The organism is Barnesiella sp. An55, from assembly GCF_002161555.1.
Lineage (GTDB): Bacteria > Bacteroidota > Bacteroidia > Bacteroidales > Barnesiellaceae > Barnesiella > Barnesiella merdipullorum.
The window spans coordinates 30,655-46,818 of record NZ_NFHZ01000015.1 but is presented as its reverse complement, the minus strand read 5'-3'; the positions used below and the strand labels follow the sequence as shown (position 1 = coordinate 46,818).

Sequence of the window (16,164 nt, the reverse complement as noted above, 5' to 3'; positions counted from 1 at the left end):
CTCTCTCGGCTCATAAACGTCCCCCTGTAATTAATGCCGTCGTGGCAGGTAGATACTTGCGCAATAATGCATATATACAAACCCCTATACCCGCAATGAAAAACGGTATCAGCAAGTAACTCAATAACATCATCGACTCACTAATGGGGTACAACAATTTTACCCAATACTTTACAACAAAAGCCAAAGGTACTCCATGATAAGCATAAACGAAGAAGGAACTTCCGGCCAACAAAGCACTGGTGTGCAAATCTTCTTTCTTTATGCCATATGCAGTCCAGGAAATGACGGCAAACAGTCCCACAACAATGCCCAGCCTGTTTATATAAGGGAAGCCGGTCACACCACGATACCACAACCAGGTATCCAGCGCAACCAAACTCAAATATACAAAAGTTGCCGGCCAACGCATGAATCGGAAACTGACCGTAAAATTCTGCTTGTTAATACTATACCAGGCGCCAAAAGTAAAGAAGAAAAAAGCAGCCAAGCTGAAGCCCGGGGCTTTAGCAGATGTATCAAATGCCAACCATAGCCCTCCAAGTATGAGAAGTGTAACTATTTTCCCATACTTAATGGCATAATAAAGTATCGGAGTAAAGATGATAACAATCATCAAATCTCGTATAAACCATAACTGATAACAGATAGGCATTTCATCCCAATGGCTCCAAAACAGATTCAACCAATCCAACCAAGTGTAATCTGCTATTAACCTGCTCCTGCCCGATGTCATGGAAGAAAGAAATAGTTGGGATAACAGGGTAAACAACAAGACTACTATGTTCCAAAATATATATGGAATCAACAAAGTTCGAACACGTTTCTTCAATTTTTGTCCATATACCCGAAATGAGAAATCGGAGTGATAAAAAAACAAGAACCCCGAGAAAAAGAAAAAGAGAGGTACTGCTGTTCGAGAAAGATCTTCCTTTATGATATAATGCACCAGCCTATATATATGGAATTGGGCCCCATCTTCCAATAACGCGCCATTAATCACCACTCCACTCAAGTTTGTGTGAATAAAAATTACCGCTACAATCAACGGGAACCTCAAAAACGTAATTGTTTTTGAAAGAGTTACATCATCATTTAATACCATCTGTATTCTTAGACCGTTATGAAGGCAATAAGACACCGCCTTCGAAATTATTTTTCATGGGTTTGCTTCAATATTCGAGAGAACGTTTGAGATACCTCTTCTTGAATGTCACTCAACGTCTTCTCTACCCGCCGGTCGTTCCACAAGCCGGAGTGGCGGGCCTCATCGAGCAGCGCTCGGCTTTGAGCATAGACCTTCTTCTCGAGATTGAGCAGCTGTTGGGTAATACCGCTACCGTCGGGACGGAAGAGACGTGCCATGTGCAGATAGTGCGACCCGCTGCCACGCACAACGGGGAAAGCCTCGTGCTTCAACGCATTGGACCACTCGCACAGAGGCGAACGCAACGTGCCATCGCTGGCCTGCAACAGAGCAGGCACCCCGCTGTTGCAACCAAGCCACACCGGCAATACCACCGAACAGGGCGGATAACCCAACACCGTCCACATGGTGGTGAACAGCGGCGACTCCCCGGGCTTTACCCCCTCGACCACCAACGATGCCGAAGTGCTGTATCGAGGAATGAAATCCTGATCGACTACCCAATGGTCGCCCGAGAAGTCCCGGTCCAGGAAATCGTGATAAAACGAACGGGAGCAGACGCCCGTCAGCCACTCGGCCGTAATGGCTTTTTGAGCAGCCACAGGAGCAAAAAGGCGGGCAGCATTGTCGTAACGGATATAACCGAATCCCTCATCGGTGCGGCCCGACATCGAGTAGTTGGTGCGCAACAGATAGCCATCGGGACTATCGGCTACGTCGTAGCGAGTCACCTCATAATTGTTCACCTCGAAATAGGCGGCACCGCCCTCGGCATCGATTACCCCGAAGTTGGCCTCTACCCCGATAGGCCGGGGCCACTCGTCGAGCAGTCGGGCAAAGTCATCGACCGTGCGACAGCAACCCAAAGCCCGCTTCATCACTATCCCCTCGCGGTCGGCCAGCGACGAGGTATCGCTCTTGAGGTTATACGAAGCCGTATTCATCACGGCAAACCCCTCGCTGTTGTAGCCGGTCCACACCTCGCGGGCCAGCGTGTCGGTACCGTTGACCACTCCCACGAAAGAGAATTGCCCCTTGACGGCATCGAAGCGCACGATGCGGTTGTTGAGGTCCGAGGCGTCACGATGCTTCCACAGGAGTGGACGCCCGTCGGGGGTCACCCGACCCGAAACCACGGCCGACGTACAGGCCCAAGCCGATACCCCGGCCACCACACACAAGAGTAAGAGAAGTGACAACCGCTTATACATAACCTTGATTTTTTACAAACTTAGGAAAAATCCATGAAACAACTACCCGACACGCACAAATTAGCGCACCATGCCCCGGCTATCCACATCAAAAAAAATTATACCCGATTTCTAAAACTCGAAAGAGCTTTATCCAGCAGTATCCTCCCAGTAGAAATAGTTTTCAAGTCATTACCCGTTGTGCAACCAAATATTCCGTCCAATCCACCAAGCTACCAGTAGAATCAGATAAATATTAACCATTACGGGATGATAACAGACTCTCTTCAGCCCATCAAACCATCCTTTGTTATTGAACCAGCGGCATAAGATCAGACCTCCCAGATAAGGGAGAGAGATCAGCAAAAAAGGATTATAGGCAAAAGCCTCACGCAAATGACCATGGAGCAACTGGTGCATGGCACGCTGCGTGCCACACGCCGGGCAGTCCAATCCAGTGCACCAATGAAATACACAACGAGGCATAAACGAGACAGACTCGGGATCTATCATAAAGTAAATCCCGAGTCCACACAAAATTACCAGCAAGACAATTGCCTTCTTCATCGGTTATAATGCGCTCAAAAATCCGGCCAGGAATCCTATGATACCACCTATGATACCCAATCCCAAAGAAACAAGGCAATAGATTTTAGCACTTTCGGCCGCTTTTCTGGCTTCTTCATATTTACCCTCGGTCCACAGAGAATCTACTTTACTTGAATAAACAATAGCCACAATACCCAACGGGAGACAACAAAGGACCGTAGTCAAAATAGACCAGACCAACAAATTATCGGGTTTTGAGGGTACTGGCTGCGGTCTTGGAGTCGGAGGTACCGTATCAAAAGCTGGAGGAGGAGGCGGGGGTGTTGCCCCTCTTTGCTGTTGTTCAAACAATGCTACCAATTCAGGAATTTCACTGACCGATTGCCACTGAGACATACCCTGTTTCCACACCTTCGTATTGAGAGTCACACCACGTGAAGCCAGCTGATCGGCCGAAATAGGTCCTTGCTGCTCATTACGATCATTCAAGTAAAAATAGTATTCCATACTTCAATATTAGTTATTGTTTAATATCCCTTTTAATAAGTAAACAAATATCATGACATAGAGAATAGTATAGCATTACACTTCTCTATCCTGCCCCCTATGCATTGATTATTTGCTTCGTCCCCATACTAATTTTTATTCCATCAAACTGATTCCCGAGTCCAAAATGGCACAATTCTCAGTATCAATTCAATTTTATTATTTCAAAAATAATAACTTTTTTTTTATGAACGCACTTTTATAAAAAAAATATCGGGCCCTTTTTTACTCTCGAGAAGAACTGACTCCCGTAAAATTCTAAAATCGCACATATACAGGGGATCGTTTCTACCAAACAGCCTGCAACAGAATCATTATTCCCCTCAAGAAAATATTTATTTCAAGACTCTTCCCCTGCGATAACAAAAGGCACTCTGATTTAGGGAAAATTCTTCGTTTTTTATGTAAGTTTGCAAATGATAAATAACCGAAAGACTATGTCGCAATATATTTTTGAACTGGAGATGCAGGTGCGCGACTACGAGTGCGATATGGAAGGCATCGTCAACAACGCCAACTACCTGCATTATCTCGAACATACCCGCCACGAATTTCTGGCTGCTGCAGGTATCTCGTTTGTCGAGATGCGCGAACGGGGCATCGACCCGGTGGTGAACCGCATGGAAATCAACTACAAGGCGCCGCTACGCAGCCGCGACCGCTTTGTGTGCAAGCTCTATATGCGCCGCGAGGGCATCAAGTTTGTCTTTTATCAGGATATTTACAAGGTATCGGGCGAACTATGTATCAAGGCTGTGGTCGAGACGGTGTGTACCACACAAGGGCGCATCACCCGTGGCGAGGAGTTTGTTCCCTACTTCGAGCAATTCATACAATAAATCCTATCTCCAACCCGTTTCATGGAACCCGAGATTGTATATCGCATTGCGCTCTCCCGCATCAAGGGGATGAACAAGTCGCTGGCCCAGCACATCCACGACACAGTGGGAGAACTCGAGCTTTTCTTCGAGTTGCCCGAATCGCAGTTGCAGGAAATGACGGGTATCACGGGGCGTATTCTCCATGACGAAGCCCGCCGCACGGCATTGCAAGCGGCCCGACAGGAGATGGAGTTTATCCAGAAGGGAAACATCGTACCTCTCTACTTTACCGACCCGACTTATCCTCACCGGCTGACCGAGTGTGTCGATGCACCTGTTCTGCTCTACTACCGGGGCACGGCCAATCTGAATGAGGCCAAGGTGATAAGTGTGGTGGGCACACGCCGGGCTACCGACTACGGCCGCAGTTTCTGTGAAGCGATGATTCGTGACTTGGCCGATTACTTTCCCCAACTTGTTATCGTGAGCGGACTGGCTTACGGCATTGACATCTGTACACACCGTGCAGCCTTGAAACAGGGACTCGACACGGTGGGTGTATTGGCTCACGGGCTCGACCACATTTACCCGTCGAGTCACCGCAACACCGCTATTGAGATGGTGACTCACGGAGGCTTGATTACCGAGTATCCAGGCTATCATGCCATGCATCCGGCCTTTTTCGTAGCCCGTAACCGCATAGTGGCGGGACTGGCCGACGCCGTAGTCATTGTCGAGTCGCGCGAAAAGGGTGGAGCCCTTATCACCGCAGGGATTGCCGAGAGCTATCACCGCGATGTCTTTGCCTTGCCGGGCGACATACAGCGCGAGAGTTCGGCAGGCTGCAACCACCTCATCCGTCGCAACCGGGCAGCCCTCATCACCTCGGCCGACGATCTCGTCGAGGCCATGTGCTGGAACGCGCCCCGGCGCGAGGCGGTGCAACGCTCGCTCTTCCCCGATCTTACCGACGAAGAACAGACCCTGGTGGACTATCTCAAGGCGAAGGGCGAAGGACAGATAAACCGCATGACCGTCGAGTTGGACCGACCCCTGTCGCAACTGCTGTCGGTACTGGTCGAACTGGAATTCAAGGGGGTGGTCAAGGCTCTTCCGGGCGGCATCTACAAACTGTAACTCGGTAGCCTCTCCCAATCTATCCTTCCACAAAAAAACGGGAGAAAAAGAGATGTTCTCTCCGTTTCTCCCGCCAAATATCTTTTCGACTTGCTATCCGTTACAAATAGGGTTGCGTGTCCTCATCGCAATCGGTATGCTCGTCACAACAATCGCAATGACCATCGCAATGCTCCTCCTGAAGCTCGAGTTCGAAGGTAGCGTGATCGATGCCCAACTCGTGCAAAGCCTGTTTCAATCGATGCTTCACCTCATGCATACGCGTGATATCCGATACTACCACATGAGCCGTGAGCGCTGTTTGCGTGGTACTGATAGCCCAAATGTGCAGGTGATGTACGTTGATGACATCGGGGTCGGACTGGAGCACCTGCTCTACCTTAGCCACATCGATACCCTCGGGCACACCGTCGAGCGCCAGGCGCAGACTCTCCTGCAACAGGTGCCAGGTGGAGTAGAGAATCACCAAGCCCACCACGATACCGATAATGGGGTCGATAATATCCCATCCCGTATATTTGATGACAACACCCGAAATCAAAACCCCTACCGACACCAACGTATCGGCCGCCATGTGCAGGTAGGCTCCCTTGACATTCAGGTCTTTCGACTTGTCGGCAAAGAAGAGGTAGGCCGTGAAGGCGTTGACCACAATGCCAATCGCAGCCACCCAGGCAATGGCACTACCGTCGAGCGGTGCAGGGTGACGCAGCTTGTCGATACTCTCATAGAGAATCACCGCTACAGCCAGGAACAGAATGGCCGCATTGAGTAACGACACCAGCACGGTACTCTTTTTGTAGCCATAGGTGTATTGCAACGAAGGTTTCGCCAGCGAAAGGCGCAAGGCAAAGAGGGCCAATACGAGACTCACCACGTCGCTCAGGTTGTGACCGGCGTCGGAAAGCAGAGCCAGCGAATCGTAGTAGAAACCGGCTCCAGCCTCGGCCAGGACGAAGAGCACGTTCAGCACGATGCCGATGATGAACGACCGGTTGAGTTTCTGCAAGTCGGGGGCCGGATGATGGTGGTGATGGTGTTCCATGACCAATGTGTGATTTTTTAGAACGGTTTGAATCCCATGATCTCACGCACATCGCGCAGGGTCTTTGAGGCCGTTGCACGAGCCTTTTCGGCACCCATCTTCACGACGCGGGCCAGATAGGCCTCATCGCTCTGAATCTCGAGAAAACGTTCCCGAATGGGGAGGGTGACTTTGAGAATATCCTCGGCCAATTGCTTTTTCAAATCGCCATAGCGAATCTCGCAGGTATTGTATTTCTCCTCGAAGTAGGCTACCGTGTCGGGCGACGAAACAATCTTGAGCAGCGTAAAGAGGTTTTCTACCGACTCGGCCTTGGGCGAATTGGGCACCTTGGGACCTTCGTCGGTCACGGCACGCATGATTTTCTTGCGCAAGGTCTTCTCGTCGTCAATCAAATAGACGCAGTTACCCTCCGACTTACCCATCTTGCCCGAACCGTCGAGCCCGGGCACCTTGATAGGTTCGCTGCCGAAGTTGAAATTCTGCGGTTCGGCAAAATATTCGACGCCATAGGTCGAGTTGAAGCGGCGAGCAAAACGACGGGTCAGCTCCAGGTGTTGTTCCTGGTCCTTGCCCACCGGCACATAGTTACCGTGCTGGATAAGAATATCGACCGCCATGAGTGTGGGGTATGTGAGCAAACCGGCATTCACCCGCTTGTTGGTGTTGTTGCCTATAATCTCGTGCTCGATATCTTCATCGCTATCGGCCTTGATGCCCAGTTGCTTGCGAGCCTTATCCTTGAACGAGGCGGTACGCATCAACTCACCGATACCCACGTGCATATTCATCAGCAGATACATCTCCGGGATTTCAGGCACATCGCTTTGTACAAAAAGGGTCGATTTCTCGGGGTCGAGTCCGGCAGCCAGATATTCACAAAGGATGTCGCGCACATTCTCGTGCAACATCTTGGGATCGGGGTGAGTCGTAAGGGCATGCCAATCGGCTATAAAGAAATAGCTGTTGTACTTATCCTCCTCCTGCATTTTTACAAAATTACGCAGAGCACCATAATAATTTCCCAAATGTAAATTTCCCGTGGAGCGTATTCCACTAACTACAACTTCTTTCATTATCGTACAAAATTTATACTTAACATTCATTCGCTGTGTGCCTTACCGGCACTTGTTCCAATGCTCTAAGCCCTCGCGGGGGACAAGCCCGGCAACACAATCCCGGCACACGACCGCAAAGGTACAAAAATAGCAATAAGTTGGGTACCTGCCTCACCGAAAAAAACGCCTTTTACACGCACAAATTTCCACGCCAAGGCTTGTCGGATAGGCAAGCCGTAAGCTGGGCAACCATCGACGAATTGCCCGCCACTATCGAGATGTTGCGATCGTCGCGAAACGAACGCACCTCTCCACCGGCCTCGGTCACGATAAGAATACCGGCGCAGACATCCCATTCGTGCAGATTGAGCTCCCAGTAGCCATCGAGAAATCCGGCGGCCACACTACACAAGTCGTAGGCCGCCGACCCCATGCGACGCACCCCACGCACACGAGGCAGTATGCGGGAGAGGTTGTCGAGGTTATTGTCGGGGTTACGATCTTTGTCGATGGGGAAACCGGTAGCCACAACCGATCGGGCCGTTTCGCTTTTGGTCGATACCCGAATAGGATGACCGTTAAGCGAGGCTCCTCGTCCCCGGCAGGCTTCGTACATCTCGTCGAGATAGGGTGCATAGACCACACCCAACAAGGTTTCACCCCGATATTGAAGGGCTATCGAAACCGTGAATACGGGTAAACCCTGGCTGTAATTGGTGGTGCCGTCGAGCGGATCGATCACCCAGCAATAGTCGCTGTGCCCCGCATGCATGCCACTCTCCTCGCCCAAAACGGCATGCTGGGGATAGGACTTGGCAATCGCGTCGATGAGATAACGCTCGCTCTCTTTGTCGGCCACAGTGACCACATCGTGCAAATTAAACTTGGTCTCGACATTCAAATGTGCCCCCCTGAAGTAGGCGAGCTGTATCTTCCCCGCCTCCCGAGCACACTGCCGGGCAAAAGCTAGCAATTGTTCCGTCTGTTCCATATCGGTACTAAAAAAACAGGGCCCGAGCTCTCTCCTCTTCCTGAAGGAATCGAGCCGGGCCAACTGATATCTCTTTAATCATTTGTGCATGGTTGTGATTCAATCCAAGTCTTCCACCTCTTCGATGGGGAGTTGACGTCTGAATATCTCGCGGAATGAAATCAACGTTTCGGTGCGTGATAGCCCGATGGGCTGCAACTTGGTGTGAATAATCTCGAGCAGATGTTGGTTGTTTCGGGCAAAGAGTTTGATAAACATATCGTATTGACCCGTCGTGAAATGACACTCGACCACCTCGGGAATCTTGTGCAACTCTTCAACCACATGCTCAAAGTCTCCCGGATTTTTCAGATAGAAACCCATATAGGCACAGGTCTCAAAACCAATCTTGTTTGAGTCGATGATATATTCCGATCCTTTGAGGATACCCAAATTGGTCAACTTTTGCACTCTCTGATGAATTGCGGCTCCCGAAACATTACACTCACGTGCGACCTCGAGGAAAGGAATACGAGCATTTGCAGCTATGAGTTTCAGAATTTTATAGTCTAATTCGTCTAATTGATGATGTCCCATGTTTCTCTTTTCGATTTTTTACAACTGTTTTATTATTCTGAGGACAAAGATAGTAATAAATTTACAGGATTCAGTTAACGATGATGTTAATTTTGCAGGAAACCGGCCTTAATAAAGATCTTCGCCCAATACTTGTGCATCAAAATAGTTTTAATTTGAAACTATTATGTGCATATACGACACAGCCAACACGCTCAATAAAGGGCTATTAGGTATTAAGAATGGCTCTTGTTTCCGATTCGTTACATCGCGACAACTCCCATTTATACGCCGGTTGACAGGTATAAAGAAAACTTTATGACCATACTTTTTAAAAATTCCTTTAAATCTATTATATTTGTATCAACTTATAACCAACCTCCCTATGATACAAATTTCACAAGTCTGCCCCGATGACGGTGCTGCGCTTAGTTTTATCGAGCGCGTCTATACCGACTCTTTCCCCCAGGACGAGCGAAGAGACTTCGACGAGGTAGTGCGTCTGCTTCGGGAAAACGACGATTTCACCATAGCCCTGCTGTCGAACGGAGAACAACCCGTGGGATTTATCTCGTATTGGCCGTGGAGCGACTTCACCTACATGGAGCATTTTGCCATCGACAACCGGTTCCGGGGAGCCGGATATGGGGCCGAAGCCATGACCGCTTTGCTGAAACTGCTGGACAAACCGGCGGTACTCGAGGTCGAGAAGCCCACCGACGACCTCAGCAAGCGACGCATCGCCTTTTACCAACGGTTGGGCTTTGTACTGAATACCCATCCCTATATTCAGCCCCCCTACTCGCCCGACCGCCAACCGCTCGAACTATACCTCATGTCGTATGGCAACTTTGACCTTGACCGGGTTTTCGACACGGTAGTAACCCGTATTCACAATCGAGTCTATGGGGTGGAATAGATGGGCCGGAACACAGCTCACACCCGAGGTCAATCGCACTGATTGGCAAAATGTTAAAAGCCAGATTTAACATATTAAATAGCCGTCAAGAGAAGGAATATTAATGATATTATACTATTTTTGTACAAAAATATGCCGTGAGGCAAAACGTTTGATTATGAAAAATCATTCTTTTCTGAAATATTGCACATGCATACTGCTCACACTCTTTGCAGTATCGTGCTCGACCGGGAACAAAGAACAAAAGATTGTCACCGTAACCATACAACCGCAAAAGTACTTTGCCGAAAAAATCGCCGGCGACCGTTTTGCCATTAACTGCATTGTACCGCCCGGCAGTAATCCCGAAGCCTATGACCCTTCGCCCTCGCACCTCGTGCACTTGGGCAAGAGTGTAGCCTACTTCAAGATAGGTCACATCGGGTTCGAGTTGGCCTGGATGGACAAACTGGAGCAGAACAACCCGCAAATGAAGATATTCGACAACTCCACAGGTATCAATATTCTCACGGGCACACACGAGCACAACGAGTCGGAGGTCGAGAACGACAATCATCACCACCATTTCGATGCCGATCCCCACACCTGGAGTTCGCCCAAAAACGTGCGCATCATCGCCAAGAACATGTACGATGCCTTTGTGAGTCTCGACCCCGCCGGCGAAAAGATATATCGCAAGAACTACGAGGAGCTGCTGGCCGAAGTGAATCAGGTCGATTCGATCATGACTCGCAAACTGGCACCGGTAAAAGGCACGATGTTTGCCATCTACCACCCGTCGCTCAGCTACCTGGCCAAAGACTATCACCTGCACCAGCTGAGCCTCGAATATAACGGCAAGGAACCCTCGGCCTTCTACTTGAAAAAAGCCATCGACGTAGCTCGGGAGAAGCACGTGAAAGTCATCTTTATCCAACAGGAATTCGATGCCAAACAGGCCGAATCGTTTGCCCAGGAAATCGATGGCAAAGTAGTATCCATCAACCCGCTCAGCTACAACTGGAAAGAAGAACTTTTACGCATTACCGATGCCATCGCTGGAGAATAAAATCATTGCTATCGAAGACTTGTGGCTCTCGTATGCCGACAAGACCGTACTCGAAGACATCAACCTCGACATCTTCGAGGGAGACTTTCTACTGGTATCGGGGCCCAACGGCGGGGGCAAGACCTCGCTGCTGCGCACCATACTGGGATTACAGAAACCGACTCAAGGGGCCGTCTATTTTTATAAGGATAGAGAGGAAGTCCCCTCGCTCGACATCGGGTACCTGCCTCAAAAGAGCAGTATCGACAGCCGGTTTCCCATTACGGTAGAAGATGTAGTAGCCTCGGGGCTCATGGGTAAAAGTGCCAAACAATCCAAAGCGATACAGAAGCAAGAGACCGACCGCATGCTCGACCTCATGGGCATAACGGCACTGCGCGAGAAACCCATCGGGGTACTCTCGGGCGGACAACTGCAACGCGCCCTCTTTGGCCGTGCCCTTATCTCACAACCCGAGATGCTCATTCTCGACGAACCCTCGTCGTATATCGACCGCCCGTTCGAAGGGCGTATGGTTGAAATTCTGCGCGACCTCTCGAGCCGTGGCACCACCATTATGATGGTCTCGCACGAGATAGAGCCCTTTATCACCCTGTCGAACCGCAACCTCTACATCAATCATACCTTGGGCGACCGATAGACCAGTTCCATACCCTCAAGACCTACAAAGGGCATTGATATATTCTCACAAAAGATTATCAATGCCCTTTGCCTTACCTATATTCTACGAACAAGAACCACTCCGTAAGAGGGGCATGAGACTCCCCTCCATCATCCTCCATCTGAGGTATGAATATAAAAAAGAGGAGCGATCCACTGCAGTGGATCGCTCCTCTCGATTATGTAGCATTTAGTTCTCTATCAATTGGAGAAATCGGTTACGTTCTTGCGATTGGCAAACACACGGTCGAACTCTTCTTTGGAGCCCACGATGAGTTTCTCGAACTCGCGTTGACCGGTACCGGCCGGGATGAGGTGACCGCAGATAACGTTCTCCTTCATACCCTCGAGTGTATCGACTTTGCCGTTGATGGCAGCTTCGTTGAGCACCTTGGTCGTCTCCTGGAACGAAGCGGCCGACATGAAGCTCGACGTTTGCAGAGCGGCACGGGTGATACCTTGCAGAATCTGCTCGGAGGTTGCGGGGATTGCGTCGCGCACCTGGATGAGCTTGAGATCTTTGCGTTTCAGAGCCGAGTTCTCGTCGCGCAGTTTGCGAGCCGTAACAATCTGTCCGGCTTTGAGCGTTTGCGAGTCACCCGGATCGGTAACCACTTTCTTGCCCCAGATACGGTCGTTCTCGTCCATAAAGTCGCGTTTATCGACAATCTGCTGTTCGAGGAAGCGGGTATCGCCCGGATCGAGAATCTGTACCTTGCGCATCATCTGACGAACGATTACCTCAAAGTGCTTGTCGTTGATCTTCACACCCTGCATGCGGTACACGTCTTGAACCTCGTTCACAATATACTCCTGTACAGCCGTGGGGCCTTTGATAGCCAGGATATCGGAAGGGGTAACGGCACCGTCGGAGAGCGGCGTACCGGCACGCACATAGTCGTTCTCCTGAACCAGAATCTGTTTCGACAGAGGTACCAGGTATTTCTTGGTCTCGCCGGTCTTCGAAACCACCGAGATTTCACGGTTACCACGTTTCACTTTACCGAAGATTACCTCGCCGTCGATTTCAGAAACAACGGCAGGGTTGGACGGGTTACGAGCCTCGAACAACTCCGTTACACGAGGCAGACCACCCGTGATATCACCGGCTTTACCTACGGCACGCGGTATCTTCACGAATACCTCACCGGTCTTGATCGTATCGCCATCCTCGATCATCAAGTGGGCTCCCACAGGCAGAGCATAAGTCTTGATCACCTGTCCGGCCTCGTCGAGAATCTGAGCCGACGGTACGCGGGTACGGTCTTTCGACTCGATGATAATCTTCTCTTTCAAACCCGACTGTTCGTCCGATTCTACACGATAGGTTACACCCTCTTCGACGGCATCGAATTTGACTTTACCGCCAACCTCCGAAACAATAACGGCATTGAAGGGGTCCCACTCGCAAATCATGTCGCCTTTCTTCACGGTATCGCCGTTGTTGAAATACAACTTCGAACCATAAGGAATATTGGCCGACATCAGCACCATTTTGGTGTGTGCGTCAATGATACGCATCTCGGCCAAACGACCTACGACAATCTGAACTTTAGCACCGCTGTCCGACACGCTGTCCACCGTACGCAGCTCCTCGATTTCGAGAATACCGTCGTAGCGCGAAACGACGCTCGACACGGCAGCGATGTTCGAGGCGATACCACCGACGTGGAACGTACGCAGTGTCAGCTGTGTACCCGGCTCGCCTATCGACTGTGCGGCAATCACACCCACAGCCTCGCCCTTCTGTACCATGCGGTTGTTGGCCAGGTTGCGGCCGTAGCACTTGGCGCAAACGCCTTTCTTCGATTCACAGGTAAGAACCGAACGGATCTCAACCTGCTCGATAGGCGACTCTTCTATCTTCTGAGCAATAGCCTCGGTAATCTCTTCGCCGGCGTGAACCAGAATCTCGTTGGTGAGCGGGTTCACTACATCGTGAACCGACACACGGCCCAAAATTCTCTCGCCCAGCGAGGCTACTACTTCTTCGTTGTTCTTGATTTCGGTGCAAACCAGTCCGCGCAAGGTTCCGCAGTCCTCTTCGTGAATAATCACGTCGTGAGCTACATCGACCAGACGACGGGTCAGATAACCGGCATCGGCTGTTTTCAAGGCGGTATCGGCAAGACCTTTACGGGCACCGTGCGTAGAGATGAAGTACTCCAGCACCGACAAGCCCTCCTTGAAGTTGGCCAAGATAGGGTTCTCAATGATTTGACCACCCTCGGCACCCGATTTCTGCGGCTTGGCCATCAGACCACGCATACCGGAGAGCTGACGAATCTGGTCTTTAGAACCACGGGCTCCCGAGTCGAGCATCATGAATACCGAGTTGAATCCCTGGTTGTCGGCCGAAAGTTGCTTCATCAGGATATCGGACAGACGCGAATTGACGTGTGTCCAAGTATCGATAATCTGGTTGTAACGCTCGTTGTAGGTGATGAAACCCATGTTGTAGTTGTTCATGATTTGCTCCACCTCGGCATTACCTTCGGCAACCAGAGTCTCTTTTTCAGGCGGAACGAGCACGTCGCCCAGGTTGAACGACAGACCGCCCTTGAAGGCCATGTAATAACCCAGGTTCTTGATATCGTCGAGGAACTGGGCCGAACGGGTTACACCGCAAACCTTGATTACCTTACCGATAATATCACGCAACGACTTCTTAGAAAGAATCTCGTTTACGTAGCCAATCTCCTGGGGTACGTACTGGTTCACCAGCACACGGCCTACCGATGTATTCTCGACCATATGCTCGATGATGTTGCCATCTTTATCAATATCTTTTACGACTACCGATACGGGGGCATGCAACGATACCTTGCCTTCGTTGTAGGCAATCTCGGCCTCTTCGGGGCCATAGAACTTGAGGCCCTCGCCCAGCGAACCGGGACGCAGCTTGGTGATGTAGTACAGACCCAGTACCATGTCTTGCGAAGGCACGGTGATAGGTGCGCCGTTGGCCGGGTTCAAGATATTGTGAGCACCCAGCATAAGCAACTGGGCTTCGAGAATAGCCTCGTTACCGAGGGGCAAGTGCACGGCCATCTGGTCACCATCGAAGTCGGCGTTGAATGCCGTACATGCCAGCGGGTGCAACTGAATGGCTTTACCCTCGATCATCTTGGGCTGGAAGGCCTGGATACCCAAACGGTGCAACGTCGGGGCACGGTTCAGCAGCACGGGGTGTCCCTTCATCACGTGTTCGAGGATATCCCATACAACGGGCTCCTTGCGATCCACGATTTTCTTGGCCGACTTCACGGTCTTGACAATACCGCGCTCGATGAGCTTGCGGATGATAAAGGGTTTATAGAGCTCGGCGGCCATGTTCTTGGGCAGACCGCACTCGTGCATCTTCAGTTCGGGACCTACAACGATAACCGACCGGGCCGAATAATCGACACGCTTACCGAGCAGGTTCTGACGGAAACGACCTTGTTTACCTTTCAAGCTGTCGGAGAGTGATTTCAACGGACGGTTGGCCTCGGTCTTCACGGCGCTCGACTTGCGAGAGTTGTCGAGCAGCGAGTCAACAGCCTCCTGCAACATACGTTTTTCGTTGCGCAGAATCACCTCGGGGGCTTTGATTTCCATCAATCGTTTCAAACGGTTGTTGCGGATGATTACCCGGCGATAGAGGTCGTTGAGGTCGCTGGTAGCGAAACGGCCACCATCGAGGGGAACCAACGGACGCAGTTCGGGGGGAATCACGGGAATCACCTTCAAGATCATCCACTCAGGACGGTTGCGGCCTTTCGAGGCACGGAACGACTCAACCACCTGCAGGCGCTTCAAGGCCTCGGTCTTGCGTTGTTGAGAACCGTCGGTGCTGGCCCGGTGACGCAACTCGTAGGAGAGCTCGTCGAGGTCGAGACGGCACAGCAGGTCATAAATGGCCTCGGCACCCATCTTAGCGATGAACTTGTTGGGATCGGTATCTTCGAGCATCTGGTTTTCGCGGGGAAGCGAGTCCATGATGTTGAGATACTCCTCTTCAGAGAGGAGATCGTAGGTAGCCAGGTCGGTTTGAGGACCCGGTTGTATTACGATATAACGCTCGTAGTAAATTACGGCGTCGAGTTTTTTGCTGGGCAATCCCAACAGATACCCTATCTTGTTGGGCAGCGAACGGAAGTACCAGATGTGGGCCACAGGAACCACAAGCTGGATGTGACCCATACGCTCGCGGCGCACCTTTTTCTCGGTCACCTCGACACCGCATCGGTCGCAGACAATACCTTTGTAACGGATACGTTTGTATTTTCCGCAATGACATTCATAGTCCTTTACAGGGCCGAAAATACGTTCGCAGAAAAGGCCGTCCCGCTCGGGTTTGTAGGTACGGTAGTTGATGGTTTCGGGTTTCAGCACCTCGCCGCTCGAGTTCTCCAAAATCTCCTCGGGCGAAGCCAAACCAATCGAAATCTTCGAAAAGTTACTCTTTATTTTGTTATCTTTTCTAAAAGCCATAAATGTTTAATGTATAAAGAGT

The 16,164-nt window shown here is 50.6% G+C and carries 13 protein-coding genes; 5 read left to right on the top strand and 8 right to left on the bottom strand.

The window, feature by feature from the left end; translation table 11 throughout:
- Positions 1-10: 10 nt before the first annotated feature.
- The 3 genes from B5G10_RS09900 to B5G10_RS09885 form a co-directional block, all read right to left on the bottom strand.
- Positions 11-1,105 (bottom strand): acyltransferase family protein, encoded by a 1,095-nt coding sequence (locus B5G10_RS09900; protein WP_143241119.1) that lies wholly within the window; start codon positions 1,103-1,105, stop codon positions 11-13.
- Positions 1,106-1,152: 47 nt separating this feature from the next.
- Positions 1,153-2,358: a carcinine hydrolase/isopenicillin-N N-acyltransferase family protein gene (locus B5G10_RS09895; protein WP_087424566.1), complete on the bottom strand. Its 1,206-nt coding sequence runs from the start codon at positions 2,356-2,358 to the stop codon at positions 1,153-1,155.
- Between the two features lie 549 nt (positions 2,359-2,907).
- Positions 2,908-3,393 carry a CD225/dispanin family protein gene (locus B5G10_RS09885; RefSeq protein ID WP_087424564.1) on the bottom strand — a complete coding sequence of 162 codons (486 nt, stop codon included), beginning with the start codon at positions 3,391-3,393 and terminating at the stop codon, positions 2,908-2,910.
- A gap of 476 nt (positions 3,394-3,869) precedes the next feature.
- Between B5G10_RS09885 and B5G10_RS09880 the strand changes: the two genes are divergently transcribed.
- Positions 3,870-4,271 carry an acyl-CoA thioesterase gene (locus tag B5G10_RS09880; protein ID WP_087424563.1) on the top strand — a complete coding sequence of 134 codons (402 nt, stop codon included), beginning with the start codon at positions 3,870-3,872 and terminating at the stop codon, positions 4,269-4,271.
- A 21-nt stretch (positions 4,272-4,292) separates the two neighbouring features.
- The gene (gene dprA / locus B5G10_RS09875) at positions 4,293-5,390 is read left to right on the top strand and encodes a DNA-processing protein DprA (RefSeq protein WP_087424562.1); all 1,098 of its coding nucleotides are present in this window, start codon (positions 4,293-4,295) and stop codon (positions 5,388-5,390) included.
- Positions 5,391-5,490: 100 nt separating this feature from the next.
- Here dprA and B5G10_RS09870 read toward each other — a convergent pair whose 3' ends face one another.
- From B5G10_RS09870 to B5G10_RS09855, 4 genes are all read right to left on the bottom strand, one after another.
- Positions 5,491-6,435 (bottom strand): cation diffusion facilitator family transporter, encoded by a 945-nt coding sequence (locus tag B5G10_RS09870; protein WP_087424561.1) that lies wholly within the window; start codon positions 6,433-6,435, stop codon positions 5,491-5,493.
- Between the two features lie 17 nt (positions 6,436-6,452).
- Complete coding sequence (gene trpS / locus B5G10_RS09865) at positions 6,453-7,511, bottom strand: tryptophan--tRNA ligase (protein WP_087424560.1); 1,059 nt, start codon at positions 7,509-7,511, stop codon at positions 6,453-6,455.
- A 172-nt stretch (positions 7,512-7,683) separates the two neighbouring features.
- Entirely contained in the window at positions 7,684-8,484 is an 801-nt protein-coding gene (locus B5G10_RS09860; RefSeq protein ID WP_087424559.1) for an inositol monophosphatase family protein, read from the bottom strand.
- A 99-nt stretch (positions 8,485-8,583) separates the two neighbouring features.
- Complete coding sequence (locus B5G10_RS09855) at positions 8,584-9,060, bottom strand: Lrp/AsnC ligand binding domain-containing protein (RefSeq protein WP_087424558.1); 477 nt, start codon at positions 9,058-9,060, stop codon at positions 8,584-8,586.
- A gap of 364 nt (positions 9,061-9,424) precedes the next feature.
- Between B5G10_RS09855 and B5G10_RS09850 the strand changes: the two genes are divergently transcribed.
- The 3 genes from B5G10_RS09850 to B5G10_RS09840 all read left to right on the top strand — a co-directional run bounded on the left by B5G10_RS09850 (position 9,425) and on the right by B5G10_RS09840 (position 11,646).
- A complete protein-coding gene (locus B5G10_RS09850; RefSeq protein ID WP_143241118.1) occupies positions 9,425-9,958 on the top strand; it encodes a GNAT family N-acetyltransferase in 534 nt (177 codons plus the stop codon).
- 157 nt (positions 9,959-10,115) lie between these two features.
- On the top strand, positions 10,116-11,006 hold the full coding sequence (locus B5G10_RS09845; RefSeq protein ID WP_087424556.1) for a zinc ABC transporter substrate-binding protein: 891 nt from the start codon (positions 10,116-10,118) through the stop codon (positions 11,004-11,006).
- Positions 10,987-11,646, top strand: a complete 660-nt coding sequence (locus B5G10_RS09840; RefSeq protein WP_087424555.1) for an ABC transporter ATP-binding protein — start codon at positions 10,987-10,989, stop codon at positions 11,644-11,646. Before B5G10_RS09845 ends, B5G10_RS09840 begins: the two co-directional genes overlap by 20 nt.
- Positions 11,647-11,867: 221 nt before the next feature.
- On the opposite strand, the gene rpoC is transcribed toward B5G10_RS09840, so the two are convergent.
- Positions 11,868-16,142, bottom strand: a complete 4,275-nt coding sequence (gene rpoC, locus B5G10_RS09835) for a DNA-directed RNA polymerase subunit beta' (RefSeq protein WP_087424554.1) — start codon at positions 16,140-16,142, stop codon at positions 11,868-11,870.
- Positions 16,143-16,164 lie beyond the last annotated feature (22 nt).

Excerpts from the sequence above, each read along its gene's own strand:
- rpoC (WP_087424554.1), bottom strand. The coding sequence starts at position 16,142 with ATGGCTTTTAGAAAAGATAACAAAATAAAGAGTAACTTTTCGAAGATT.
- dprA (WP_087424562.1), top strand. The coding sequence starts at position 4,293 with ATGGAACCCGAGATTGTATATCGCATTGCGCTCTCCCGCATCAAGGGG.
- B5G10_RS09895 (WP_087424566.1), bottom strand. The coding sequence starts at position 2,358 with ATGTATAAGCGGTTGTCACTTCTCTTACTCTTGTGTGTGGTGGCCGGG.
- B5G10_RS09880 (WP_087424563.1), top strand. The coding sequence starts at position 3,870 with ATGTCGCAATATATTTTTGAACTGGAGATGCAGGTGCGCGACTACGAG.
- B5G10_RS09850 (WP_143241118.1), top strand. The coding sequence starts at position 9,425 with ATGATACAAATTTCACAAGTCTGCCCCGATGACGGTGCTGCGCTTAGT.
- B5G10_RS09900 (WP_143241119.1), bottom strand. The coding sequence starts at position 1,105 with ATGGTATTAAATGATGATGTAACTCTTTCAAAAACAATTACGTTTTTG.
- B5G10_RS09885 (WP_087424564.1), bottom strand. The coding sequence starts at position 3,393 with ATGGAATACTATTTTTACTTGAATGATCGTAATGAGCAGCAAGGACCT.
- B5G10_RS09840 (WP_087424555.1), top strand. The coding sequence starts at position 10,987 with ATGCCATCGCTGGAGAATAAAATCATTGCTATCGAAGACTTGTGGCTC.
- B5G10_RS09855 (WP_087424558.1), bottom strand. The coding sequence starts at position 9,060 with ATGGGACATCATCAATTAGACGAATTAGACTATAAAATTCTGAAACTC.
- B5G10_RS09860 (WP_087424559.1), bottom strand. The coding sequence starts at position 8,484 with ATGGAACAGACGGAACAATTGCTAGCTTTTGCCCGGCAGTGTGCTCGG.
- B5G10_RS09870 (WP_087424561.1), bottom strand. The coding sequence starts at position 6,435 with ATGGAACACCATCACCACCATCATCCGGCCCCCGACTTGCAGAAACTC.
- trpS (WP_087424560.1), bottom strand. The coding sequence starts at position 7,511 with ATGAAAGAAGTTGTAGTTAGTGGAATACGCTCCACGGGAAATTTACAT.
- B5G10_RS09845 (WP_087424556.1), top strand. The coding sequence starts at position 10,116 with ATGAAAAATCATTCTTTTCTGAAATATTGCACATGCATACTGCTCACA.